22 protein-coding genes are annotated in these 22,886 nt (G+C 71.0%); 6 read left to right on the forward strand and 16 right to left on the reverse strand.

Features of this window, described 5'->3' with window-relative positions:
* Positions 1-30: 30 nt before the first annotated feature.
* Complete coding sequence (locus RH864_RS06930) at positions 31-2,142, reverse strand: RHS repeat-associated core domain-containing protein (protein WP_310516797.1); 2,112 nt, start codon at positions 2,140-2,142, stop codon at positions 31-33.
* Between the two features lie 199 nt (positions 2,143-2,341).
* Here RH864_RS06930 and RH864_RS06935 point away from each other — a divergent pair, with 199 nt between their 5' ends.
* From RH864_RS06935 to RH864_RS06945, 3 genes are all read left to right on the forward strand, one after another.
* Entirely contained in the window at positions 2,342-2,959 is a 618-nt protein-coding gene (locus tag RH864_RS06935) for a hypothetical protein (protein WP_310516798.1), read from the forward strand.
* Between the two features lie 161 nt (positions 2,960-3,120).
* On the forward strand, positions 3,121-3,789 hold the full coding sequence (locus RH864_RS06940; RefSeq protein ID WP_310516799.1) for a GNAT family N-acetyltransferase: 669 nt from the start codon (positions 3,121-3,123) through the stop codon (positions 3,787-3,789).
* 190 nt (positions 3,790-3,979) lie between these two features.
* Positions 3,980-5,887, forward strand: coding sequence for an FAD-binding monooxygenase (locus RH864_RS06945; protein WP_310516800.1), 1,908 nt, complete (start codon positions 3,980-3,982; stop codon positions 5,885-5,887).
* Here RH864_RS06945 and RH864_RS06950 read toward each other — a convergent pair.
* The 5 genes from RH864_RS06950 to RH864_RS06970 form a co-directional block, all read right to left on the reverse strand.
* Positions 5,859-7,181, reverse strand: coding sequence for an MFS transporter (locus tag RH864_RS06950; RefSeq protein WP_310516801.1), 1,323 nt, complete (start codon positions 7,179-7,181; stop codon positions 5,859-5,861). The two genes, RH864_RS06945 and RH864_RS06950, sit on opposite strands and share 29 nt — an antisense overlap.
* An 89-nt stretch (positions 7,182-7,270) precedes the next feature.
* Positions 7,271-7,993: an IclR family transcriptional regulator gene (locus RH864_RS06955; protein WP_310516802.1), complete on the reverse strand. Its 723-nt coding sequence runs from the start codon at positions 7,991-7,993 to the stop codon at positions 7,271-7,273.
* A gap of 246 nt (positions 7,994-8,239) precedes the next feature.
* Positions 8,240-9,667 carry an MFS transporter gene (locus tag RH864_RS06960; protein ID WP_310521886.1) on the reverse strand — a complete coding sequence of 476 codons (1,428 nt, stop codon included), beginning with the start codon at positions 9,665-9,667 and terminating at the stop codon, positions 8,240-8,242.
* Between the two features lie 121 nt (positions 9,668-9,788).
* Positions 9,789-12,152, reverse strand: coding sequence for a glycoside hydrolase family 65 protein (locus RH864_RS06965; RefSeq protein ID WP_310516803.1), 2,364 nt, complete (start codon positions 12,150-12,152; stop codon positions 9,789-9,791).
* Positions 12,149-13,147 (reverse strand): PfkB family carbohydrate kinase, encoded by a 999-nt coding sequence (locus RH864_RS06970; protein WP_310516804.1) that lies wholly within the window; start codon positions 13,145-13,147, stop codon positions 12,149-12,151. Before RH864_RS06970 ends, RH864_RS06965 begins: the two co-directional genes overlap by 4 nt.
* 189 nt (positions 13,148-13,336) lie before the next feature.
* Here RH864_RS06970 and RH864_RS06975 point away from each other — a divergent pair, with 189 nt between their 5' ends.
* Entirely contained in the window at positions 13,337-14,176 is an 840-nt protein-coding gene (locus RH864_RS06975) for an alpha/beta fold hydrolase (protein ID WP_310516805.1), read from the forward strand.
* Positions 14,177-14,262: 86 nt separating this feature from the next.
* Positions 14,263-14,769, forward strand: a complete 507-nt coding sequence (locus RH864_RS06980; RefSeq protein ID WP_310516806.1) for a bifunctional nuclease family protein — start codon at positions 14,263-14,265, stop codon at positions 14,767-14,769.
* Between the two features lie 13 nt (positions 14,770-14,782).
* Here the strand turns inward: RH864_RS06980 and RH864_RS06985 are convergent, their stop codons facing one another.
* The 7 genes from RH864_RS06985 to RH864_RS07015 all read right to left on the reverse strand — a co-directional run bounded on the left by RH864_RS06985 (position 14,783) and on the right by RH864_RS07015 (position 19,491).
* Entirely contained in the window at positions 14,783-15,259 is a 477-nt protein-coding gene (locus RH864_RS06985; RefSeq protein ID WP_310516807.1) for a MarR family winged helix-turn-helix transcriptional regulator, read from the reverse strand.
* Positions 15,256-15,492, reverse strand: a complete 237-nt coding sequence (locus tag RH864_RS06990) for a hypothetical protein (RefSeq protein WP_310516808.1) — start codon at positions 15,490-15,492, stop codon at positions 15,256-15,258. Before RH864_RS06990 ends, RH864_RS06985 begins: the two co-directional genes overlap by 4 nt.
* A gap of 115 nt (positions 15,493-15,607) precedes the next feature.
* Positions 15,608-16,978 carry an FAD-binding oxidoreductase gene (locus tag RH864_RS06995; RefSeq protein WP_310516809.1) on the reverse strand — a complete coding sequence of 457 codons (1,371 nt, stop codon included), beginning with the start codon at positions 16,976-16,978 and terminating at the stop codon, positions 15,608-15,610.
* A gap of 259 nt (positions 16,979-17,237) precedes the next feature.
* The gene (locus RH864_RS07000) at positions 17,238-17,810 is read right to left on the reverse strand and encodes a GNAT family N-acetyltransferase (RefSeq protein WP_310516810.1); all 573 of its coding nucleotides are present in this window, start codon (positions 17,808-17,810) and stop codon (positions 17,238-17,240) included.
* Positions 17,811-17,849: 39 nt separating this feature from the next.
* The gene (locus RH864_RS07005; protein ID WP_310516811.1) at positions 17,850-18,323 is read right to left on the reverse strand and encodes a cupin domain-containing protein; all 474 of its coding nucleotides are present in this window, start codon (positions 18,321-18,323) and stop codon (positions 17,850-17,852) included.
* Between the two features lie 48 nt (positions 18,324-18,371).
* Positions 18,372-18,662, reverse strand: coding sequence for a hypothetical protein (locus tag RH864_RS07010; protein ID WP_310516812.1), 291 nt, complete (start codon positions 18,660-18,662; stop codon positions 18,372-18,374).
* A gap of 43 nt (positions 18,663-18,705) precedes the next feature.
* A complete protein-coding gene (locus RH864_RS07015; protein WP_310516813.1) occupies positions 18,706-19,491 on the reverse strand; it encodes a DUF1345 domain-containing protein in 786 nt (261 codons plus the stop codon).
* Between the two features lie 110 nt (positions 19,492-19,601).
* On the opposite strand from RH864_RS07015, the gene RH864_RS07020 reads away from it, so the two are divergent.
* A complete protein-coding gene (locus RH864_RS07020) occupies positions 19,602-20,507 on the forward strand; it encodes a CPBP family intramembrane glutamic endopeptidase (protein WP_310516814.1) in 906 nt (301 codons plus the stop codon).
* Positions 20,508-20,532: 25 nt separating this feature from the next.
* Here the strand turns inward: RH864_RS07020 and RH864_RS07025 are convergent, their stop codons facing one another.
* From RH864_RS07025 to RH864_RS07035, 3 genes are all read right to left on the reverse strand, one after another.
* Positions 20,533-21,573: a hypothetical protein gene (locus tag RH864_RS07025; protein WP_310516815.1), complete on the reverse strand. Its 1,041-nt coding sequence runs from the start codon at positions 21,571-21,573 to the stop codon at positions 20,533-20,535.
* Positions 21,574-21,647: 74 nt separating this feature from the next.
* Positions 21,648-22,247 carry a hypothetical protein gene (locus RH864_RS07030; RefSeq protein WP_310516816.1) on the reverse strand — a complete coding sequence of 200 codons (600 nt, stop codon included), beginning with the start codon at positions 22,245-22,247 and terminating at the stop codon, positions 21,648-21,650.
* Positions 22,244-22,819: a helix-turn-helix domain-containing protein gene (locus tag RH864_RS07035; protein ID WP_310516817.1), complete on the reverse strand. Its 576-nt coding sequence runs from the start codon at positions 22,817-22,819 to the stop codon at positions 22,244-22,246. Before RH864_RS07035 ends, RH864_RS07030 begins: the two co-directional genes overlap by 4 nt.
* Between the last annotated feature and the right edge of the window lie 67 nt (positions 22,820-22,886).

The following is a 22,886-nucleotide window of genomic DNA, read 5'->3' on the forward strand; positions in this document are numbered from 1 at the left end:
CCCGGTCGGCCGCGGGGGAGTGCGTGCGGATCAGTTGAAGGGATCGCCCCCGACGTTGAGGCCCGTGCGAGTCGGGATGATACCGAACGTGGTGGGAGCGTTCGTATTTCCGGTGAGCTCATCCGGAATGTCGTCGGCGTGGCCCACCTGTTCGAGCGTGCCGGAGTTCGGATCGATCACCCCGTCAGCCTTGCCTCGTGCGGTTTTCAGGTTGGCCAGATCTTGCTTGACCGTGCGGGTGGGGTCGTTGCTCAGTTCGGACCCGGTCAGTGCCTTCGTCGCCTTATCGAGCTCCGCTCGGATGGCCTTCCCGCGGCTGACGATCTCTGCGTCGAGCCCGCGGAGCAGAGTGAGGCGCTGTGTCGGTGTGAGCGTGACGGTGTCCCCCGGCGCGGCGATTGTGCCCATCGCTCGGATGTCCTGCGTGTACGTTTTCGCGAGCGCAGAATGGACTTCGAGCTTCGTGCTCAGGTAGGACAGATCTTCGTAGCCCACGGGCAAACCGTCGAGGTAGGGGTCGATACCATCGAGCGAAGCGACTCGCTTCTGGATCGTGTTCTCGAGACTGATGATCTCATCCACCTCCGACATCGGGAGCTTCCAGTTCAGTGAGGTGCCGATTCTCGTGAACACACCGCCGATGGCCAAGGCGGCGCTGGTCGCGGCGTACGCCCATGAGGCGATCTCGACGGCGTGCTGGTCGACCCATTCGACCTTGCCGGTGATGGCGGCGAACTCGAACCCGGCGAGCACGGCATCGCCACCGGCGACCAGCCCCGAGAAGATGCCGACCGCGCCGAGCCCGCTGATGCCGCCCGTGAACGCCGAGCTGACGAAGAGCGCCGCGCCGAGGAGGGCGAACGCGAAGCCGGCGGTGACGGCGCCGGACCGCGCCCAGTCGAGCACCGAGGTCCGGCCGCTGGGGTCGACCTTGGTGATGGGGTTCAGGTCGCCGAACGCGTACAGGTTCACCAGTGACGCATCGTCTTCGGTCAGGAAGCGGGCCTGCGCCGTGTCGTAGATGCGCGGGCCCAGCGGCTGGGTGCCATCACGGTAGGTGTATTCCCCGGCGTACTGGAACGGGTTGTACCCCAGCTCACCGATGCCGCCCGGGAGCGGGGCGGACCGGTCGCCCGCCGCGGTCGCGACGCCGTAGTCGGTGTACGTGTACCGGGTCGTGATCGCTCCGGCCTCATCGATCAGCTCGGTGACGTTGCCGTGCCGGTCGGTGCCGTAGTACGACGTGCTCGGCGAGGCGCCGTCTGGCTGCACGGTGCGCGCCTGCCGCGACGTGCCGGTCAGGTAGCTCGCGGTGCCGCTCGCCCCATCGGTCGCCTGGTGGCTGTCGTTGAGCAGCGCCTCTCCATCCCAGTAGTAGCGCGTCGAGCCGGCCGCCGTGGTGTGCTCCCTGCGGGAGCCGTCGGCCCAGTACGACGTGTCGATCTGCAGGCCCTCCTGGGTGGTCTGCGCGATCACGCGGGACGCGGCGTCGTACACGTACCGGTCGCCTTCGGCCGAGGCGACCGCATTCCCGAACTCGTCGTACTCGGTCGTGGACCGTCGCTCACCCAGCATGGACGACACCGGATGCCCCGCCGCGTCGTAGTACGTCGACACGCCGCCGAGCTCGTGCAGCACGTACGCGTACGGAGTCTCCGGCCCCGAGCCGTCAGGCCGCGCCGGCACCACCGCGCCGGGCTCGGCGGCCGCGAACACCACATCCGACCCCGGATAGCCGGCAAGCCCCGACGGCGACGTCGCGGACATCGGGAACGCTCCGCCCGAGACCGGGTGAACCCAGACGCCCCCGGACACCTGGATCGTCGACAACCCGAACGACCAGCCGCCGCCGAGCCGCACCGGGTCTGCCGCCGCGGCCCGGGAATCCCAAGCCAGCAGCACCCCGCCCGCGGAGATCGAGAACGAGAACGACCCGTCGAGCTCACCGATCGCCCCCTCGAGGCCGTCGCCCAACGCGAACGACCCGAGCTGCACGTCGCCCCCGCCGTCGGGGGGCGCGGCCGCCCAGGCCGGTGAGACGAGCCCGCCGACGAGCGCCGCGCACAGGCCCGCGCCGGCTGCCAGATACCACCCCCTTCGACCTCGTTGGCGATCGACTCGGCACGGATCGGCACGCAGCATTGCACACTCCAAACTCGAAAGGATCGGACGCTAATATACGCACATTCTGAATATCCGCCAGTCCATTCGGGGCTTGTGACGATGTGTGCATTCCGGGAGCTCGTGGCGTACAGTGCATATCAGCATGCGAGTATCAGCATGCGGTGACACGAAAGTCTCTGATGTCTCATCATGGGGAAGGGCGGTGAAGATGCGGCACGTGCGTGGGCACAGGCGATGGGTCGGGGTGCTCATCGTGACCGCCGCCGCAAGCGGGTTGCTCGCGGCGTGCGCCAGCGCGACGGCAGCGCCTCCGGCGTCGACGACGGCGGGCGGCGACCTCGCACCGACCGAAGCGGACCGCGCCTGGGAGCGCACCGGGCTCCCCGAAGACCAGCGGCATGAGATCGAGCCGGTCCGGCTGGTCAGCGTCTTCGAACAGCCCGAGGCCATCGCCGCATGCCTGCGAGCCGCGGGCTATCCGCACGTCGTCGCCGCCCACGGCAAGGTCGAGCCCGGCGAGATCGCGGAGGAACATGCGGCCTCGTTCGCGCTGTCGACCTACGTCTGCGAGGCGCAGTTCCCGACCGATCCGTTGTTCGACCGACCGCTCAGCGCCGACCAGATCCGTGCACTGTTCCGCTACCGCTCGACCGAGCAGCGCGAGTGCCTGCAAGCCCTCGGACATGCGATCGCGATTCCGCCGACCGAGCAGGAGTTCGTCTCCGGCTATCCGGAGCACGGCGGCTGGAACCCGCTGAACAATGTCTCGGCCTACGGCTTCGCCGCGGCCGTGGAGGCGTGCCCGCCGATTCCCGCTGAGTTCGACCCGCGGTAGCCCGATCGGCTAGCACAGCGGCGGTGCCCGGGCAAGGTGTCCGCAATTCTTCGCCGCCTGTCGAGGTCGCGGGGTAGTCTCGCAACCCAGCAGGATCGGCCCGCAGATCGCGGAGCTGAGACCCCGCCGGTTGCCGTTCCCCGCACCATCGAGGAGCCGCCGTGAAACTGCCCACTCCCCAATCGGCCGCCGAGTACCGCAAACGCCTCCCCAGGAAGCCGCGCGTGCTGCGCGGGACGCGGCTGCCGGAACCGATCGATGCGTCCATCATCACGACAGCCCGCCTGCGGCTGCGCCCGTATCTCATGGAGGACTTCCACCCCTGGCTGCGCATGCATCGCCAGCCGCAGACGACGGAATACCTGCACTGGCCCGACGACGATCTCGGCGCGATCCGCGAGCATCTGCGGGCGAGGACCCGCCACACCCGGCTCTGGCAGGCCGATGACTTCATGGCGCTCGCGATCGAGTCCGAGGGCGAGCTCGCCGGGGAGGTCTCGCTGCACCTGCGATCGGTGCGCGCCGGGACGCGCATGGTCGAGGTCGGCTGGGTGCTCGAACGCCGGTTCACGGGCCGCGGGCTCGCGACCGAGGCGACCGCGGCACTGCTCGACTTCGCGTTCGACGCCGTAGGCGCGCGCATCGCCACCGCCGTGATCGACCCCGAGAACGTCGCCTCCATCGCGGTCGCCGAGCGGCTGGGGTTCCAGCAGGCCTCGACCGGTGACGGCGAGCACACCTATGCGCTGCTCGCGGGCCAGTCGTTCGCCACGCCGGTGCGAGGCGGCGGCGTACACCGGCGACCCGCCCACACGTCCTCGTCCCGCTGACCCCGCCGCGCCCGACCGCCCGCCCGGCCGTTCGCGAGCCCGTCGGCCACCCGCGGCTCTCGGGCACGAGGCGCACGGTCTTGCTCCGGATCGAGCGCCGCCCTATCATCGTGCTGCGCGATATGTGAATTGCAAGTTCGATTATCGAACAGATCAGCTGCCGCGCGGCACAACGAAGTGAGGAGCCCCAGTGCAGTTCCACCACCACGGCTACGTGTCCGGAGACCCCCGGGTGAAGCCCGCCGCGGGCGTCGGCCTGAACCGGCCCGAGGAGCTTCCCGACGAGGTCGACGTGCTCATCGTCGGCGCCGGCCCGGCGGGCATGATCGCCGCCGCGCAGCTGTCGCAGTTCCCCGGTGTCATGACGCGCATCGTCGACCGCAGGCCAGGCCGGCTCGAGATCGGGCAGGCCGACGGCATCCAGGCGCGCAGCGTCGAGACGTTCCAGGCGTTCGGGTTCGCGCAGGAGATCATCGCCGAGGCGTTCTGGCAGACCGAGATGGTGTTCTGGAAGCCGGACCCCGCCGATCCGTCGCGCATCGTGCGGGTCAAGCGCACGCCCGACGACCCTGCAGGCGTGAGCGAGTTTCCGCACCTCCTCGTCAACCAGGCGCGCGTGCTCGACTACTTCGGCGACGTCATGGCCAAGTCGCCCACGCGGGCGAAGCCCGACTACGGCTACGAGTTCGAACGACTCGAGGTCGCCGCCGAGGCCGACGGCTCCGAGTACCCGGTCACCGTGCACCTCGTGCACACGGCTGGGGAGCACGCGGGCGAGCCCCGCGTGGTGCGGGCGAAGTACGTGGTCGGCGCGGACGGCGCGCGCAGCCGGGTGCGGTCGGCGATCGGATGCCACATGGCCGGCGACCAGGCCAACCATGCGTGGGGCGTCATGGACGTGCTCGCCGTCACCGACTTCCCCGACATCCGCCTCAAGGCCTCGATCCAGTCCGAGGCCGGGAGCATCCTGCTCATCCCGCGCGAGGGCGGCTACCTGTTCCGCATGTACGTCGACCTTGGCGAGGTGCCGCTCGACGACCACCACCATGTGCGTCAGACCACGATCGAGCAGATCATCGCCCGCGCGAACGAGATCCTGCACCCCTACACGCTCGACGTGAAGGACGTCGCGTGGCACAGCGTCTACGAGGTGGGCCACCGCCTCACCGATCGCTTCGACGACGTCGAGACGGATGCCGCGGGCACCCGGACCCCGCGCGTGTTCATCGCGGGCGACGCCTGCCACACGCACAGCGCGAAGGCCGGCCAGGGCATGAACGTGTCGATGCAGGACGGCTGGAATGTCGGCTGGAAGCTCGGCCACGTGCTCGAGGGCCGTGCGTCCGAAGCGCTGCTCGCCACGTACTCCGCCGAGCGCCAGGTCGTGGCGCAGAGTCTCATCGACTTCGACAAGCAGTGGTCGTCGATGATGGCGAAGAAGCCTGAGGAGTTCGCCTCGCCCGATGAGCTCGAGGAGTTCTACGCCGCGACGTTCGAGTTCCCCGCCGGCTTCATGACCCAGTACGCGCCGTCGCTCATCGTGGGCGCGGGCGAGCACCAGGCGCTCGCCGAGGGCTACCCGATCGGCAAGCGGTTCAAGTCCGCGATGGTCACCCGCGTGTGCGACGGCAACCCGGTGCACCTCGGCCACCACGCGACGGCCGACGGCAGGTGGCGCATCTACGTGTTCGCCGACGCCGCTCGTGCGGGCGAGGCATCCGCCGTCGCCGATCTCGCCGACTGGCTCGCGACCGCGCCCGACTCGCCGCTCGCGGCGACGCCCGAGGGTGCCGACCGCGACGCGTGGTTCGACGTGAAGGTCGTGTACCAGCAGGCCTACACCGACGTCGACCTGGGCGCCGTGCCGAGCGTGTTCCTGCCGTCGAGCGGGCCGTTCCAGCTCACCGACTACGAGAAGGTGTACGCCGCCGACCCGGCCGACGACGTCTTCGACCAGCGCGGCATCGACCGCGGGGGAGCCGTCGTGGTGGTCCGCCCCGACCAGTACGTGGCGAACGTGCTGCCGCTCACCGCGACCGACGAGCTCGCGGCGTTCTTCCGCCCGATTCTCAGCGCCGGTCGGCCGGCGCCTCGCTGACCGGCACGTCGTCGGCCGGCGCCCCGCTGCCCGGCGCCTCGCGCGCCGAGGCCTCGCGCGCCGAGGCCTCGGCGGCGCCCGCCTCGGCGGCACTGCCGATCTCGGCGGCCCCGACCGCCCCGGGCGCTCGGCCCACGCCCGGCGCCAGGAAGACCGCGATCGCGACGAGCACGAGCGGCACGATGAGCGCCATGCGCAGCCCGTACTCCTCGCCGAGGAGGCCGAGCGCGGGCGGGCCGACGAGGAAGGCCACGTACCCGAGTGTCGCGACCAGCGAGACGCGCGCTGCGGGGTTCGGGCCGGAGTCGCCCGCGGCCGACATGGCGACCGGGAACCCGAGCGAGGCCCCGAGCCCCCACAGCACGACCGCGGCACCGGCCACGACCTGGTGGTCGACGAACGCGACGAGCGCGAGCCCGACGGCACCGGCCGCGGCGCTCGCCGCGAGCACCTTCGCCCGCCCGAAGCGTTCGATGATCGGCCCGCCCAGGAAGCGCCCGATCGTCATCGACGCGGCGAAGACCGCGAAGATCGTCGAGCCGAGCGCCGGGTCGAAGCCGTGCCCGTCGACCATGACGAGCGGCAGCCAGTCGTTCGCGGTGCCCTCGGCGAGCGCCATCGCGAGCACGATGCCGCCGATGAGCAGGAGCTTCGGGTCGCGCCAGAGGCGCGCGCGGGGCGCGTCGGCGGCACGTGTGCGGCCGCGCTCACTGCGAGGCATCCGACCCGTGCCGCTGACCACGTCGCGGATCGCGACCAGGAAGATCGCGCCCGTCACGACGCCGACGATCACGAGGTGCCACACGACCGAGAAGTCGGTCGCGGTGAAGACGATGCCCGCGATCGCGCCGACGACGGTGCCGAGGCTGAAGCACCCGTGCAGCGCAGGCATCACGGGTCGTCCGTAGGCGCGCTCGACCTCGGCGCCCTCCACGTTCATCGCGACCTCGCCGCCGCCCATGCCGAGGCCGAAGAGGAACAGACCCGCCGCGACCACGACGCTCGCGGAGACCGCGCCGCCCAGGCCGATGACCGGCATGCTGAGGATCGTGAGGCCGAGCCCTACGGCGATGACCGGCCGGGTGCCGAACCGTGCGACGAGCGCGCCCGAGCAGAGGATGCCCGCCATCGAGCCGATCGACAGGCCGAACAGCACGAGCCCCATCTCAGCGGTCGACGCGCCGAGCAGGTCGCGGATGGCGGGCGTTCGCGTGACCCACGAGGCGATGCCGACGCCGGGGACGAAGAACAGGGCGAACAGGGCGATCCGGCGGCGGGCGACGGATGGTGCCATGGGAGGGCCTTTCCGAGTGGTGCGAGTGCGGTACGGTGCGACCGTACACGGGAGCGCACGCAAAAATCGAATCGATTCGACCCGGCTGCTCAGCCGCCGAGCGCGCTCCGGATCGCTCGCGACGCGGAGGTGAGACGCTCGGCGATCTGCTCGTCGGTGCGTTCGCTTCCCACATAGACGACCGCGATCGCCGCCGGCTGGCCGTTGGGGAGGCTGAGCGGCACCGCGGTCGAGCGCAGCCCGACGATCACCTCGTCGTGACTGATCGCGAACCCACGCACCCGGGACGTGTCGACCTCCGAGCGGTGGCCGTCGTCGAGCGCGCGCGGCCAGCTGCTCTCGGGCAGGCTCGCGGCGATCGCCTTGCCGGGGGCGCCGAGCCCGAACGCGTGCCGAGAACCCGGGCGCTGCGCGACCGACGCGACCGCGTGCCTGGGCTCGACGCTCGTGAGCGTGACGATCTCGTCGCCGTCGAGCACCGCGAGGAAACAGGTCATGCCGAGCTCGTTCGCCGCGCTCGTGAGCTCGGGCAGCGCCTCGGCCTGCAGGTCGTGCGCGACCCCGGCCGCGAGGGCCGCGAGCCGCGCGCCGAGCACGATGCGACCGGCCGCGTCGCGCACGGTGAGCCGGTGATGCTCGAGCGTGCGCAGCAGTCGGTACGCCACCGAGCGGTGCACGCCGAGCCGGCCCGCGAGCTCGTCGATCGTGAGGGGCTCACGTGCGTCGGCGAGGACCTCGAGCATGCGGATGCCTCGCGACAGCGTCTGCGACGGTGGCGCGGTCGTGGCCGTCCGGTGGTCGTCCTCGCGCATGTGCATCCTCTCCGCCCGACCCTGTTATCGAACACCGCACTCGATACTCGAACACGCATCGACGAAGCACAAGCTCATCGCCGAAGCATCCGTCGCCCGCCGTTCGCTGCTCAGGAAGATCGCGCCCGTGCCCGGCGTGTTGCAGCCCGACACGCCGACGTCCGCCGTGTTCTTCCTGAACAAGGGTTCGGCGCAGCCGGCGGGATGCGGCCCGGTCGGATGCGGCCCGGCGGGCCGCGCACGCACTCAGGCGTTCGGCTCTGCCGCTTCTTCGGGGGCGCCGTCGGCGGCGAGCGACGCCGCGCTGCCCGGCTCGTCCTCGGGTTTGCGGATCCAGATCCACGACACGATGCCGCCCGCGACGAGCAGCGCCGCGGTCACGATCGCCGCCCGATGGAAGCCGTCGAGGTCGAGCTGCCCGCCCACGATCGCGGCGAGCATGGCGATCACGAGCAGGCCGGCGACGCGCGCCACCGCGTTGTTGACCGCCGAGGCGATGCCCGACTTGGCTGGCTCGATCGAGCCGAGGATCGCCGAGGTCAGCGGCGCCACCGTGAGCGTGAGCCCGAAACCGAACACCAGCACGCTCGGCAGCACCTGCCACCAGTACGAGAACTCGGCCGAGACGGTGAGCAGCAGCAGTGCGCCGACGGCCATGAGCAGCGGGCCGACGGTCATGAAGAGCCGCGGGCCGATCTTGCCCGACCATGCGCCGACGCGCGAGCTCAGCACGATCATGATGATCGTCGACGGCAGGGTCGCGAGCCCGGCGAGCGTGGCCGGCAGCCCCGCGCCCTGCTGCAGGTACACGCCCAGCACGAAGCCGTTGAGCGAGAGCGCCGCGTACACGAAGAGGGTCGTGACGTTGCCGCTCCAGAAATTCCTGACCCGGAACAGCGAGAGCGGCATCATGGGCTGCGCCGCGAACCGCTGCCTGACGAGGAATCCGGCGAACGAGAGCACGCCGACCGTGAGCGACACGACGATGAGCGGCGACCAGCCGAGGTTCGGCTGCTCGATGAGCGCGAACACCGCGCCGCCGAGCCCGACGGTGCACAGCACCGCGCCGATCCAGTCGATGCGGGCGCCCGGGTGCCGCACGTCGCGGTGCCCGAGTCGCACGAGCAGCCACATGGTGATCGCGATCGGCACGACGTTGATGAGGAAGGCATACCGCCACGACGCGAGGTCGACGAACAGGCCGCCGATCACCGGCCCGGCGACCATCGCCGCGGTCGTGAGCGCCGTCCAGATGCCGATCGCGCGCGCCTGCGCCTCGTCCCGGAAGTTCGACGTGATGAGCGCGAGCGAGCTCGGCACGAGCAGCGCGCCCGCGACGCCCTGCAGTGCCCGGGCGACGATGAGGAACTCGGGCGTCGGCGCGGCCGCGATCGCGATCGACGTGAGGCCGAACCCGATCAGCCCGATGCGCAGGATGAGCAGCCGCCCGTACACGTCGCTCAGCGAGCCCGCGACGAGGATCAGCGCACCGAGCGTGATCAGGTAGGCGTCGACGACCCACTGCTGGGTCGCGAGCCCGCCGCCGAGCTCGTGCATGATGGCAGGCAGCGCGACCGTGACGACCGTGCCGTCGAGGAACGACACGAACGACGCGAGCACCGCGATCGACAGCACGAGTCGCTGATCGCGAGACATTCCGCCGTTCGCAGCCATGCTGCCCACGTTAGCCCTGACCACGCCGTCGAAGAACACCTCGCGAACGGTCGCGGATGGCGGGTCCCGCTCGAAAACACTCGCCATCTGCGACCGTTCGATGGCAATCGACGCGTGAGGGTCAGGCGCCGAGCGCGTCGGCGAAGTCGCGCGGAGCGCGATGCCTCGGCTGGGTCGGCCGCGGGCCGGGATCGGGCAGCGGCGGGGCCGCGCACGTGAGCGGATGCCCCGCCAGAAGCTCGACCGGTTCGCCGAAGTGGTGCACGGTCACCGGCGGGCCGTCGCTCAGACGGTAGGTCGTGGCATCCGGCCGCACGTCGAGCCGCAGCGTGTGACCCGCGAGCTTGATGCCGAACGTCATGCGCGTGAGCTGCGGCGGCAGCCGCGGCGCGAACCGCATGCCGGCGTCGCTGTCGCGCATACCGCCGAAGCCGCACGTGAGCGCGGTCCAGATGCCCGCGAGCGACGCCATGTGCAGGCCCTCGTCGGTGTTCTCGTGCAGGTCGTCGAGGTCGAGCGTCGCGGCCTCGGCGAGATAGTCGGCCGCGAGCTCGAGCTGCCCGACCTCGGCCGCGATCACCGCCTGGACCGCCGCGGAGAGCGACGAGTCGCGCACCGTGAGCTCCTCGTAGTACGCGAAGTTCGCGGCCTTCTGCTCGGGCGTGAACGCCTCGGGCGCGAAGAACATCGCGAGCGTGAGATCGGCCTGCTTGACGACCTGCTTGCGGTAGAGGTCGAAGTACGGGAAGTGCTCCTGCAGCGGGTACTGCTCGATCGTCATCGCATCGAAGTCCCAGCGTGCGTGCTGCGTGAACCGCGCCGACTGCGCGTGCACGCCCAGGCGCTCGTCGAACGGCAGCGCCACGGCGCCGGCCGCGCGCTCCCACGCCTCGATCTCGTCGTCGCCGACTCCGAGCGCACGGGCGCGCTCGGGGTGCCGGCGTGCGGCGGCCGCGGCGAACGCGAGGTTCTGCGCGGCCATGAGGTTCGTGAATGCGTTGTCGTCGACGACGGCCGTGTACTCGTCGGGCCCGGTCACGCCGTCGAGGTGGAACACGCCATCGTCGTCCCAGCGGCCGAGCGCGAGCCAGAGCCGCGCGGTCTCGACGAGCAGGTCGATGCCGACGTCACGCAGGAACTCGTCGTCGCCCGTCGCGCGTACGTAGTGCAGCACCGCCGCCGCGATGTCGGCGTTCAGGTGGAACGCGACCGTGCTGGCCGGCCAATAGCCCGAGCTCTCGCGACCGTCGATCGTGCGCCACGCGAACGCCGCGCCCGCGAGCTTCAGCTGCCGCGCGCGCTCGCGCGCGTGGTCGAGCGTGGCATGCCGCCAGAGCAGCGCCTGACGCGCCGCCTCGGGGGCGGTCGAGGTGAGCACGGGCAGCACGAACCCCTCGAAGTCCCAGAACGTGTGCCCCTCGTAGCCGGCACCCGTCAGCCCCTTGCCCGGAACCGACCTGATCTCGAGCCGCGCGGCCGACTGGAACACGTGGAACAGCGCGAACCGCACGGCCTGCTGCAGTCGGGGTGCGCCGTCGACCTCGACGTCGGCGCACTCCCAGAACGCGTCGAGCCGTTCGCGCTGGCCGGCCGCGAGCCCGGCCCAGCCGGCGCCCAGGGCCTCGTCGACCGCGGCATCGGCCCGGTCGCGCAGGGCCGGCGGGTCGAGTGTCTCAGACCACTCGTGGCCGACGACCTTCACGACCTCCAACTGCTCGCCGACAGCGAGCCGCGCGCTGATCGTCGTGCGGGCCAGGTGCTCGTCGACCTCGGTCGTGATCGACACGCCGCCGGGCGCGGACACCGCGTGGTCCATGGCGACGGCGATGCGCTGCCCGCTCTCGTAGGTCTCGTGCACGAGCGTCGCCGCGGTGCCGAGCACGAACGAACCGCACGCCGCGAGCGGCTCGTCGAGCACCTCTTTGACGCGGTCGTCGGGGTGCACCTCGGGCAGATCCTCGTTCGCGACGAGTTCGGACTGCACGGTCATGACCGCGTCGGCGTCGACCGACTCGACCACGTATCGCACGGCGCCGACCGACCGGTGCGCGAGCGACACGAGCCGGGTCGACCGGATGCGCACGCGAACGCCCGCGGGTGAGGTCCAGTCGACCTCGCGGTGCAGCGTGCCGTCTCGGAAGTCGAGCCGCTGCTCGTGCCGGTGCACGGTGCCGCGGCGCACGTCGAACGGCTCGTCGTCGACGAACAGCCGGATGACCTTGCCGTTCGGCACGTTGATGACGCTCTCGCCCGAGCTCGGGTAGCCGTAGCCGGCCTCGGCGTACGGCATGGGATGGCGTTCGAACACCCCGTTCAGATAGCTGCCCGTGATGCCGTGCGGGTCGCCCTCGTCGAGCGTGCCGCGCCACCCGACGTGCCCGTTGGAGAGCGCGAAGACCGATTCGCGGTGCGCGAGCTGCGACTCGTCGAGGCCGCTGAGGCCGATGCTCCATGGGGCGACGTCGAAGGGAAGGGGCTCGGTCATGCGTCGCGGGTCTCCTCGGGTCGGGTGGTGTGCCGGGCGACGAGGTGGCCGAGGTCCGGCCGGCCGCCGAGTCGCTGCACGGTCGACGAGGCCGCGTCGGCCGCGAGCCGGCCGGCCGCCTCGGGCGCATCGCCGCGGCGGAGCCCCATGACCAGGCCGGCGACGAAGGCGTCGCCCGCGCCCGTGCGGTCGGTCCGGTCGTGCTCGGCGAACGGGAAGAAGCGTTCGCCGCCGGGCCACGCGACGAGGTCGCCCGCGCCCGGGACCGCGACGGCGGCGACGTCGGGCCCGTGGGCGAGCAGCGCCCCGGCGGCGCGGCGCGCGGCGTCCAGGTCGTTGATCGCGATGCCGGTGAGCAGGGCGGCTTCGCGGGCGTCGGCGCGAACGACGGATGCCTCGGCCAGCAGCTCGTCGCGCGCGGCACCGCCGATCGCGCCGTCGAGCGCCAGGCGGGCGCCCGCATCGACCGCGGCGCGCGCGGCGGCGAGCAGTGCCTCGGCGGGTTGCTGCAGTTGCAGTACGACCGTGTCGGCGTCGCGCATCGCGGCGACCGCGGCGATCACGTCGTCCGTCGTGAGCTCCGCCTCCGGCGGCACGTCCTCGAGCAGGCGGCGGGTGCCGTCGGACTCGACCAGGTCGACGAGCAGCGCGGTCCGTCCTCGGCGCACGACGTGGTCGACGTCGAGCCCCGAGTCGGCGGCGTCATCGAACGCGTGCGCGCCCGAGGCATCCGTGCCCAGCACCGCGACGAGCGTGACGCGCGTCGCGGGATTCAACTGCCGCAGCCCCGCCGCGAGGTTCGCGCCCTTGCCGCCCAGCCGCTCGATGCGTTCCGAGACGGGCGTGCTGCCCTCGGCCTCGGGAAGTGCGTCGATGCCGAGCACGAGGTCGCGTGCGGCCTGGCCGACGACGACGATGCGGTCGCGGTCGCGGTCGCGATCGCGTCGAGGCGCGAGCGAGCCCGACGCTGCGTCGGAGGTCTCGGTGCTGCCCACGCTCTCGAAGATACCCACGCGGCCCGGCCGGGCGGATCACGGGTCGGCCCGGTTGTCTCAGCCGGGCGCGGCTGCTAAGGCCATTCGGCCGCGGGTTCCTGAGTGCGGAACTCGGACGGCAAGCACACGGAGCGGCCGGGAGCAGGCCGAGGCCGTCGGGCCGCGCAGCGGCACGCAAGAATGGGGCGCATGAGTACTCCTGCTCCGTTCGTCACGCAGATGCCCGCACCGCAGTACGTGATGACGGCCGAGGGCCGGCGCATCGCGACCTACGTGTGGGAGGCCGCGCCATCCGACGACCGGGACGCGCCGACCGTGCTCTGCGTGCACGGGTTCGCGTCGAGCTGCCGCGACAACTGGGTGAACACGGGCTGGGTGCGCGACCTCACCCGAGCCGGGTTCCGGGTGCTCGGCGTCGACCAGCTCGGTCACGGCGCGAGCGACAAGCCGCACGAGTCGTCGGAGTACACCATGGACGCCCTCGTGCACGACCTCGTGACGGTGCTCGACACGTATCTCATCGACACCGTCCGCTACTCCGGCTACTCGCTCGGCGCACGTGTCGGCTGGCAGCTCGCGGTCCAGGCGCCCGAACGGGTCGAGCTCGCCGTGCTCGGCGGCATCCCCGACGGCCGGCCGCTCGCGCGGCTGCAGATCGCCCAGGCCAGGGCGTACGCCGAGTCGGGCGCCCCCGTCGAGGACCGGGTCACGCAGAACTACGTCACGCTCGCCGAGCGCGTGCCGGGCAACGAGCTGCTCGCGCTCCTCGCGCTCGCCGAGGGCATGCGGTTCGGCGATGCCGACCCCGACCCGGAGCATCCGCCCGCCCAGCCCGTGCTGTTCGCGACCGGCAGCGAGGATGCGATCCTCGAGCAGTCCCGGGCGCTCGCGGCGGCGACGCCGGCCGGCCGGTTCTTCGAAGTGCCTGGCCGGCACCATTTCAACGCCCCGGGTTCGCGCGACTACCGGCAGGCCGCGCTCGCCTTCCTCGCCGGCGCGACGACGGAGCACTCCAGCACGAGGCCGTAGCGAAGCATCCGCGGAGCGATCGGCCCCGACGAGGCCGAACCGACCTACCATTGGCAGTGTGACCCCCGGGCAGGGTGGGAGGCGTCATGGTCCAGGTTCGCGTTCTCGGGATCGCGCTCGATGCCGCGCGTCAGCACATCGTCCTGCTCAAGCCCGTATTCGACGACGGCGACGATTCGCGCGTGCTGCCCATCTGGATCGGCACGCAGGAGGCGACCTCGATCCTGATCGCGATCTCGGGCGAGCAGGCGCCGCGCCCGCTCTCGCACGACCTCATGAAGTCGCTGCTCGACCTGCTCGGCGCCGAGGTCACGCAGATCGAGGTCACGCGCATCGAAGCCGGGACCTTCTTCGCCGAGATCACGCTCTCGACGCCCCTCGGCAGCCGCGTCATCGACGCCCGTCCGTCCGACGCCGTGGCGCTCGCGGTGCGAGCCGATGCATCCATCTTCGTCGCCGACGACGTGCTCGCCGAGGCGAGCATCCCGGCCGAGATGGCGGACGTCCGCGGCGACGACGAGAAGGACGAGGCCAAGGTCGACGAGTTCAAGCGCTTCCTCGACGACGTCGACCCCGAGGACTTCGAGGGCTGACCGAGCGGCGGGCTCAGGCCCGAGCGGCGTCGATGAGGCGGGTGAGGGCGTCGCGCGTGTGCTCGAGCTCGTCGACCGGGACGCCGAGCCGCTCGATGATCTGCTGCGGAACCTCGAGCGCCCGGGAGCGGAGCGTGCGGCCGGCGTCGGTGAGCTCGATCGACAGCGCACGCTCGTCGTGCGGGCTCCGGGCCCGCGTGATGAGCCCGGCCGACTCGAGCCGTTTGACGAGCGGCGTCAGCGTCGCCGGCTCGAGCATGAGCTCGGAGCTGAGCCCGCTCAGCGTGCGCGGGCTCTGCTCCCAGAGGGCGAGCATGACGAGGTACTGCGGATGCGTCAGCCCCAGCGGTTCGAGCACGGGGCGGTACAGCGCGATCACGCTGCGTGACGCCACCGCGAGGGCGAAGCACACCTGCTTGTCGAGCTGGAGCAGGTCGTCGGCGGATGCCTCGGGGTGGGCGCCTCGGCGAACGGTCGTCTGCTCGCTCATGCGCTCGGGCAGATCATGCGCGTGGGCGTGTTGGCATTGCCGCGCTGCATGGTGTGTTCGGCCATCGGCTGCTGGCACACGGGGCAGGTGGGGTTGGCCGGTGGCACGTACGGCGCCTCGGTCTTGCCGTACCCGATGCCGACCTGCGCGGGGCCGGCGATCGGGTACAGGATGCGGTTCACCCGGTTCCAGAAGCCGGGGCGACCCTCGAACGGATTCATTCCCTTGCTCACGAATAATTAGTGTACTCACTAATTCTGGGTGCCCGCCCGCCGAGTGTGACCGATCCGCCGCGAATGCCCGTGCGAATCGGTCTCACTCGGGCGGGACCGGTCACACTCGGCGAACTTAGCCGGCGGGGAGCTCGCGGTTGCCGACGATCACGTCGCGCGGATCGACGCGGCGCTTCACCTCGGCGAGACGCGCGAGCACAGCGGGTGCGAACGCGTCGGCGAGCGTGGCGCCACGACCGAGGAAACTCGGCACCGCGCCCGCAGCCGGGTAGGTCGCGGCGAGCTCACGCAACGGCTGCAGCGCCGCCATCGCGTCGATCGAGGGATCCATGAGCAGCACGCCCGCGCTGAGCAGCGCGGGCGACTCGATCGCGCCGATCGCAGCGAGCTCGGCGCCGAGCTCCTCGGCGATCGCCCCGCCGAGCACGCGCACCCCGAGTCGGGCGAGCCCGAGATCGGCGCCGCGCAGGAACGCGTCGACCAGGTCGTGGATGAACGCGTCGTCGAGCGAGCCCACGGCGGCACCGAAGTCGACCGTCGGCATCGGGTCGACGGGTTCGGCCGCGACGGCCGCGAGCGAGCCGATCGTGAACACCGTGAGCGTGTCGGCGATGGGTTCGGCGACCGAGATGAGCCGATCGGCGTACCGGCGCCCCGTGACCTCGTCGCCGAGGTGCACGAGCGCGACCGTCGCCACCGTCCGGCCGCGTAGCGGCGGCGGCACGAGCGGGAGGTCGGGGAAGCGGGCGAGGCCGAGCTCGATGCCGAGCTCGGGGATGTCGCGCGCGAGCTCGACCGCCGCGGAGTGCACGGTGGCCGCGGTCTCGATCGGGAACGCGAGCGTGCCGCCGAACAGCTGATCGCCCGGGTAGAGCGCCAGCTCGATCGCGGTCACGACGCCGAACAGACCGCCACCGCCGCGCAGCGCCCAGATCAGCTCGGGGTCTTCGGCATCGGTCACGCGGCGCACCTCGCCCTCGCCGTCGACCAACTCGACGGCGACGATCGAACGCGCCGTGATGCCGTATCGCCGGCTGAACATCGAGTGCCCGCCGTTGAGTGCGAGGCCGACGACGTTCACCTCGGGGTTCGAGCCGGCGAGGGCGATGAAGCCCGTGCCGTCGAGCTCCTGCAGCGCACGGCCCCAGTTCACGCCGGCGCCCGCGCGCAGCACGCGCGCCTCGGTGTCGACCGACAGCTCGTCGAAGCGCGACGGGCGGATCAGCACGACGCCCTCGAGCGAGCCCTCGGCGCCGTGCCCGTTCGGCTGGGTGGTCACGCCGAAGCCGCCGTCGGCCGCCGCGCGCACGATCGCTTGCACGTCGGCGAGGTCGGCGGGCGTCGCGACGGCAGCGGGGCGCTGGTCGACACTCAGGTTCCAGGGCAGCCGGGCGACGTCGTAGCCGGGATCGTCGTCGAGCACGAGCGTGCCCGAGAGGTCGTCGCGGAGCCGTTCGAGCGCGGCGCGGTCGGGGGTGCGAGCCATGAGGGATCCTTTCGGTCGAGCACAAGCTAGCGGCCCCCGCCGACATCTGGAAGAGCTGTGCTCATTTCATGCGGAATCCGCCGCCACAAGGCATCCGCGGCCCGCATCACCACCCGGTGCTGAGCACCCGGTCGAGCGCGTCGACGAACACGTCGGCGCTCGCAGATGGCCGCGGTCTCCTCCCGCGCGGGTTCGAGCGTGACCCGGTCGCGGGCGAGCTCGACGCCGAGATAGAGCCCCGATCCTGCCATGACCGGTGTCAGCGCAGGTCGAGTCGCATCAGCACCCGCGGGAACCCGTTCAGCACCGAGTCGGTGTCGGCGGCCTTGCTGAAACCGGCCCGCTCGAAGAGCGCGCGCGTGCCGACGTACGCCATGGTCAGATCGACCTTCTCGCCGCGGTTGTCCACGGGGTACCCCTCGATCGCCGGGGCGCCGCGTTCACGCGCGAAGTCGACGGCGCCGCGCAGCAGCTCGTGCGAGATGCCCTCGCCGCGGTGCCCCGGCCTGACCCGGATGCACCAGACCGACCACACGTCGAGGTCGTCGGCGTGCGGGATCTTGCGGTTGCGCGCGAAACTCGTGTCGCCCCGCGGATGCACCGCAGCCCAGCCGACGACCTCGTCACCGTCGTACGCGAGCACTCCCGGCGGCGGGTCCTCGCCCACGAGCTGCTCGACGAGCGCGCCGCGTTCAGGGCCGCGCAGCTCGACGTTCTGCTTGGACGGGATGCGGTAGCTCAGACACCAGCACACGTTCGCGTCGGGCCGCTTCGGGCCGACCACGGCCGCGACATCCGCGAACCGCGTCGCCGGCCGCACCTCGATCGCCATGGTGCCCACTCTGCCACCGGCCACCCACGCCGGCCGTGCTCACGCGTGCTGGTCCGGCTCGCTCTGCTCGGGCTCGACGCTCCATGCCGGCGGCTCGTCCACGCCGGCCTCTTCGTCACGGTCCGCGTCGTCCTTCGTCTCCTGCACGATGCCCGCGGCATGATGCACGGGCGCGTACACGGTGTACAGCTGCAGCGGCTCGTCGCCCGTGTTCTCGACGTCGTGCCAGGTGCCCGCGGGCACCTGGATGCTCCACCCGTCGGACACGTCCTCCTGGAACGACAGGTCGTCCTCGGCCGGGCCCATCTTCACGCGACCACGCCCGGCGTCGATGCGCAGGAACTGGTCCGTCTCGGGATGCTTCTCCAGACCGATCGACGAGCCCACGGGGATCGACATGAGCGTGACTTGCAGGTACTTGCCGCTCCAGACGACCGCGCGGTAGTCGGTGTTCTCTTTGGTCGCCGTTTCGATGTCGAACGCGTTCGGTCGAGGTCCGTTGTCGATGCTCATGCGCCGACGCTAGCCCCGTCACCGCCGATCGGGCCAGGGCTTGCGCACTCAGCCCTGCGTGCGCACCTGCCCGTAGGCGTCGACGGTGATGATCAGCGTGTCGCGCTTCCGGTTCAGCGCCCGGTAGATCACGTAGATCAGCCAGAACCCCGCCGTGATCAGCACGCCGATCGTGTTCCAGAACCAGCCCATGCGCCGCACCTTCGAGAGCACCGCCTGGCCGGAGCTCACCGCCTGCACCGTCCAGCCGTCCTGGGCGTAGCGGGCGACCTCGGCGTTCAGCACCTGCGCGCGCGACTCCTCGGAGAGCACGGTCCGCCCGGCATTCGCATCAGTCATGGCAGCACCCTAGCGAGGCGTGCGGTGCGCCGACACCGCCCGATCAGGGCACGGTCACCTCACCGCCGAATCCGCCGCTCGTGATCGTGTTGATCGAGAGCACGATGATGAGCGCGTTGAAGAAGAACGAGATCGTCGTGTGCCAGATGACCGTCCAGCGCATCCGCCGGTCGAGCACGACCACGTCGGACACCGAGAAGTTCGTCCCGTTCGTGAACGAGAAGTACACGAAGTCCGCCAGCTGCGGCGACGGCGTCTTCGGGAACTCGAGGGGCGGCGCATCCGTCTGCCGGTAGAAGCGCGCGAAGTAGATGCGCGCGAAGCCCCAGTGGAAGAGCGCCCACGCGAGCAGCATCGCCCACACCGCGAAGATGTCGATGCCGTCGTGCCAGTCGGGGTTGAAGATCAGCTCGATCGCGCACCAGAGCCCCACGAAGCTCGCGATGAACGTGCCGACGGTCGAGAGCACGCGCGCGAGCGGATGCGTGAGGATCCAGCGGATGGGCCGGCTGCCGGCCTCCGCGCCGCGCACCTCGATGTTCATCCAGACCACGGTGACGAACACGTACAGCGTGCCGACGAGACACCAGCCGATGAGCGCGAGGATGGCCGCGTCCTCGTCCTCGGTCGAGATGAAGAAGCCGCCGAGCGTGAGCAGGATCAGTTGCGCGAGGAGTCCGCCGGATTCGACGATGAGCGCGACCACGTCGCGCGGCCCGAGTCGGGTGCGCGACGGCGCGGGCTGCGGCGCGAGGGCTTCCGGCGCCGCAGCTTCCGCGTCGCCGTGGCCGGCGGCAGCCTCGTCGGCCGACGGTTGCGTGTCGCTCATAGGCGAAGTCTGCCGAAGGTCGAGCGCGGCGCGGGGATGGCGCTCCGAATTCGGGTACGTTTGCCGCGATGCGCCCCATCGGGCGGCGCCCAGGGGAAAGCGGAGACGCGATGAGTGCAGACGCCACGAGGAGCGACACGACGCCAGGATCCGCGGCCGAAGGTGCAGCAGGTCGGAACGCCTGGCGACGCTTCTGGAACCGCGGCGGATGGTGGAAGGCGCTCGTCGCGGCCGTCGTCTACCTCGCGCTCTACCTCGGTGCGGGTGCGCTCATCGGACGCTTCGCGGGCGACCTGATCGACCGGGACGACCTCGCCGCGACTCCCGAGAGCGTGTTCTTCGCGCTCGCGCTGCCGCCGCTCGTCGGCGGAGTCATCCTGCTGCTGTTCGCCTGGTCGCTCGGCTGGCTGCGCCCGCTGTTCTCGCGCCGGCCCCAGCACGCGCGCGGCTGGATGTGGATCGCACCCGCGCTCGTGGCCGCCGCGATCGTGCTGCGACTCGCGGGCACCGACTACGGCTCGTACACCGTCGCGAGCGTCGCCGCCATCTTTTTGGCGGGCCTGTTCGTCGGATTCAGCGAGGAGCTGCTGACGCGCGGGCTCGTCGTGGACCTGCTGCGCAGACGCGGCTACGGCGAGTGGGCGGTCATGCTGCTCTCGACGCTGGTCTTCGCGCTCCTGCACTCCGCGAACCTCCTGTCCGGCTTCTCGCTCGACACCGTGCTGCTCACCATCGGCTTCGCGTTCGGGTTCGGCATCTGCATGTACCTGACGCTCCGCGTGACGGGCTCGCTCCTCGTGCCGATGCTGCTGCACGCGCTCTACGACCCCTCGGTGATCCTCGCGACCGGCGGGGTCGACCAGAGCGGTGCGAACGCGGCGCACAATCCGCTCGTGGCGATCGGCGGCCTCTCGACGTTCGCGTTCCTGCTCCTCGCGGTGCTCGCCCTGTTCCTCGTGCGCGGGCGCCTCGCGACGCGGGCGGACGGGCTCATCGACCGCCGCACGCCCGCGTAACCGCGTTGCGGGCACGCGACGAGCGTCAGCGCGAACCCTCCGCGCCAGCCCAGCGCAGCACCCGAAGCGCGCGCAGGGTGTTCCAGGGGCTCGGCTCGCCCGGCGGCGCATCGATCTCGTACGCGCGGCGCCCCGGCCAGCGTGCGCCGGCCGGCCAGCGGCCGTCCTCGCCGCGCTGTGCGAGCAGGATGTCGATCGCGGGAGCGATACGCGGATCGGGCGACTCCGGCCGCGCCTCGCGCAGATGGTCGAGCGCACGCAGCACGTCGTAGAACCAGTAGGTCGGGAAGGAGAAGTTCAGGTACCGCTCGTCGACGATCTCGCCGGTCGACTTGCGGCGGAAGAGCGCTCGTTCGAGCAGGTACGCCTCGCCCGAGCGTCGCGCCTCGGCGACCGCGGCTCCCCGCGCGCCGCCGTCGGCCGGGTCACCGTCGGCCGGGTCGCCGCCGGTCGCCGCCTGCTCGTAGGCGAGCAGCCCCTCGAGCACGCACAGTGTCGGATGGAACGAGCTCCGCGACGACTCCTCGGGCGGGTCGCAGTTCCACCCGCCGTCGGCCCGCCGCTGCCCGAGCAGGAGGCCGAGGATGCGGTCGGTGCCCGCCCCGAGCACCCCGAAGTACGACGCGACGGCGAGCACACCGCCGTTGACGCACTCTTCAACCTCGCCGTGGAAGTACGGCAGATCGTCGACCTCGCCCCACACGACCTGGCGCTGCACGCGTTCGATCGCCTCGCGCACGCGCGGCGCCTCAGGCTCGGCCCCGAGGCGGCGCAGGATCTGCAGCGACCACATGACGCTGTCACGTTCACGGTTCGACCCGTACACCGTGCCGCCCCAATAGCCGTCGGCGGGCTGCGCCGCGAGGATCCGGGCTCCCCAGCCCTCCTCGACGACGCGGGCGCGCTCGCGCGCGACCGCCTCGGGCGGTTCGTCGAGCAGGTCGCGCCGAACCTGCCAGCGCACGGCGGGATCCTGGTCGAGCAACCACGCGATGACGTCGGTGTCCATGCCCGACATGGTGACGGATGCCACCGACATCGGCAATCCGCCGCGCGTCGCACCCACGGGGCCTCCTTGCCCCCGGGTCAGCGGTCGAGGTGGTCTGGCGTCCACGCCTACGCGGGATCAGCGCGTCCACTTCACATGGTCCGAGGCTGGTCTGATCGCGGGTCGAGCCGTGGAGCGCTCGGCTGCTCCGGCCGTGGGGGCAGGCCGAGCGCGAGAATCCGCTCGATCATCGCCACGGCTCGGTCCGGCAGGACCTCGGTCGAATAGAACGCCTCGTACAGTTCCTCTGCTTGCTCGACGGCGGTCACGTCGCAGATGGCCATCAGCTTCGCGATATCGACGTCGTCACGTCCGGGGCGATTCGCCCGAAGCTTCATCGCCAACATCGCTTGAGCGGACGGCACCTGGATACTGACGCCGTCGCGTTCGTAGAGCGTCTCCCAGTTGGGCGTCACGCGACCGTACTCAGGGATGAACCCGCTCGCCAGGTCGTTCAGCCAGTCGATCGGCCAGCCGTTCTCCTCAGCGACGGTCCGGCCGGCTGCGAGCACGAGCGCCGAATCGCCGATCGGATGCGCATCGATGTCGACGGTCGCTTCGCGTTCGAAATAGCGAAGGGAAAGCGCTGCCCCGCCGATGATGCGCAATCCGGTGGGCTCATCCTGTGCGTGAAGCTTCGTCAGCAGCTGCCGGAGCGCGAACTCGAGCGCGCCCCGATCGAACCGGATCATGCGCTGAGCAGCGTGTCAGCGTCGACCAGCACCCGCCGGCGGAGGAACTCCGGAGGCACACGCGACGGTTCGGGTGCGAGCGTGTATTCGCTCTCACCCAGCACCCACGATCGCCGGAGCGTCCGCGAGGGGCTGAGCGCCCAGCTGGGTACCGGCAAACGCTCCGCGGCGAGGTGGTGCTCGGTGATCGCGGCGATCGCGGCGTCCCACTCTCTGCTGCCGGTGCTCTCCGGCTCGGTGAGCGCGAGCGCCATCCGTACCGCGCCATGCTCGGCTCGGAGGTTGTCGTTGAGTTGCAGGAAGCCGCGCAGTGCGCGATCTGCTCGACCTTCCCCCAGCGCGAGACGCATGTCCGCGGCGATCGCGGATGCGTCGGCTCGGACGGTCGGGATCGCGATCAATCGATGTCCTGCTCCTCGAAGCGCCCGCTCGACGGCCTCGAACGAGGGATTCTGCCGCTCCCTCTCGATGAGGGACAGGTGCGATTGCGAGAGGTTCGCCCGACGGCCGAGGGCGTGCTGGGTGAGGCGCATGCTCTTGCGGGCCGCGCGGATGAGTGCGCCGGCGCTCATGTCACCACCTCGAATATTCGATCTATCTAATAATAGCCGCAACTTGGTGGATGGGATGCATGCATTC

Origin of the sequence: Agromyces aerolatus, from assembly GCF_031432255.1 — a bacterium.
Taxonomy (GTDB): Bacteria; Actinomycetota; Actinomycetes; order Actinomycetales; family Microbacteriaceae; genus Agromyces.

Bases quoted from the DNA above. Each gene is read 5' to 3' on its own strand.
- RH864_RS06930 (WP_310516797.1), bottom strand. From the start codon at position 2,142: ATGCTGCGTGCCGATCCGTGCCGAGTCGATCGCCAACGAGGTCGAAGG.
- RH864_RS06950 (WP_310516801.1), bottom strand. From the start codon at position 7,181: ATGGCACCATCCGTCGCCCGCCGCCGGATCGCCCTGTTCGCCCTGTTC.
- RH864_RS06955 (WP_310516802.1), bottom strand. From the start codon at position 7,993: ATGCGCGAGGACGACCACCGGACGGCCACGACCGCGCCACCGTCGCAG.
- RH864_RS06960 (WP_310521886.1), bottom strand. From the start codon at position 9,667: ATGGCTGCGAACGGCGGAATGTCTCGCGATCAGCGACTCGTGCTGTCG.
- RH864_RS06965 (WP_310516803.1), bottom strand. From the start codon at position 12,152: ATGACCGAGCCCCTTCCCTTCGACGTCGCCCCATGGAGCATCGGCCTC.
- RH864_RS06975 (WP_310516805.1), top strand. From the start codon at position 13,337: ATGAGTACTCCTGCTCCGTTCGTCACGCAGATGCCCGCACCGCAGTAC.
- RH864_RS06980 (WP_310516806.1), top strand. From the start codon at position 14,263: ATGGTCCAGGTTCGCGTTCTCGGGATCGCGCTCGATGCCGCGCGTCAG.
- RH864_RS06985 (WP_310516807.1), bottom strand. From the start codon at position 15,259: ATGAGCGAGCAGACGACCGTTCGCCGAGGCGCCCACCCCGAGGCATCC.
- RH864_RS06995 (WP_310516809.1), bottom strand. From the start codon at position 16,978: ATGGCTCGCACCCCCGACCGCGCCGCGCTCGAACGGCTCCGCGACGAC.
- RH864_RS07000 (WP_310516810.1), bottom strand. From the start codon at position 17,810: ATGGCGATCGAGGTGCGGCCGGCGACGCGGTTCGCGGATGTCGCGGCC.
- RH864_RS07005 (WP_310516811.1), bottom strand. From the start codon at position 18,323: ATGAGCATCGACAACGGACCTCGACCGAACGCGTTCGACATCGAAACG.
- RH864_RS07010 (WP_310516812.1), bottom strand. From the start codon at position 18,662: ATGACTGATGCGAATGCCGGGCGGACCGTGCTCTCCGAGGAGTCGCGC.
- RH864_RS07015 (WP_310516813.1), bottom strand. From the start codon at position 19,491: ATGAGCGACACGCAACCGTCGGCCGACGAGGCTGCCGCCGGCCACGGC.
- RH864_RS07020 (WP_310516814.1), top strand. From the start codon at position 19,602: ATGAGTGCAGACGCCACGAGGAGCGACACGACGCCAGGATCCGCGGCC.
- RH864_RS07030 (WP_310516816.1), bottom strand. From the start codon at position 22,247: ATGATCCGGTTCGATCGGGGCGCGCTCGAGTTCGCGCTCCGGCAGCTG.
- RH864_RS07035 (WP_310516817.1), bottom strand. From the start codon at position 22,819: ATGAGCGCCGGCGCACTCATCCGCGCGGCCCGCAAGAGCATGCGCCTC.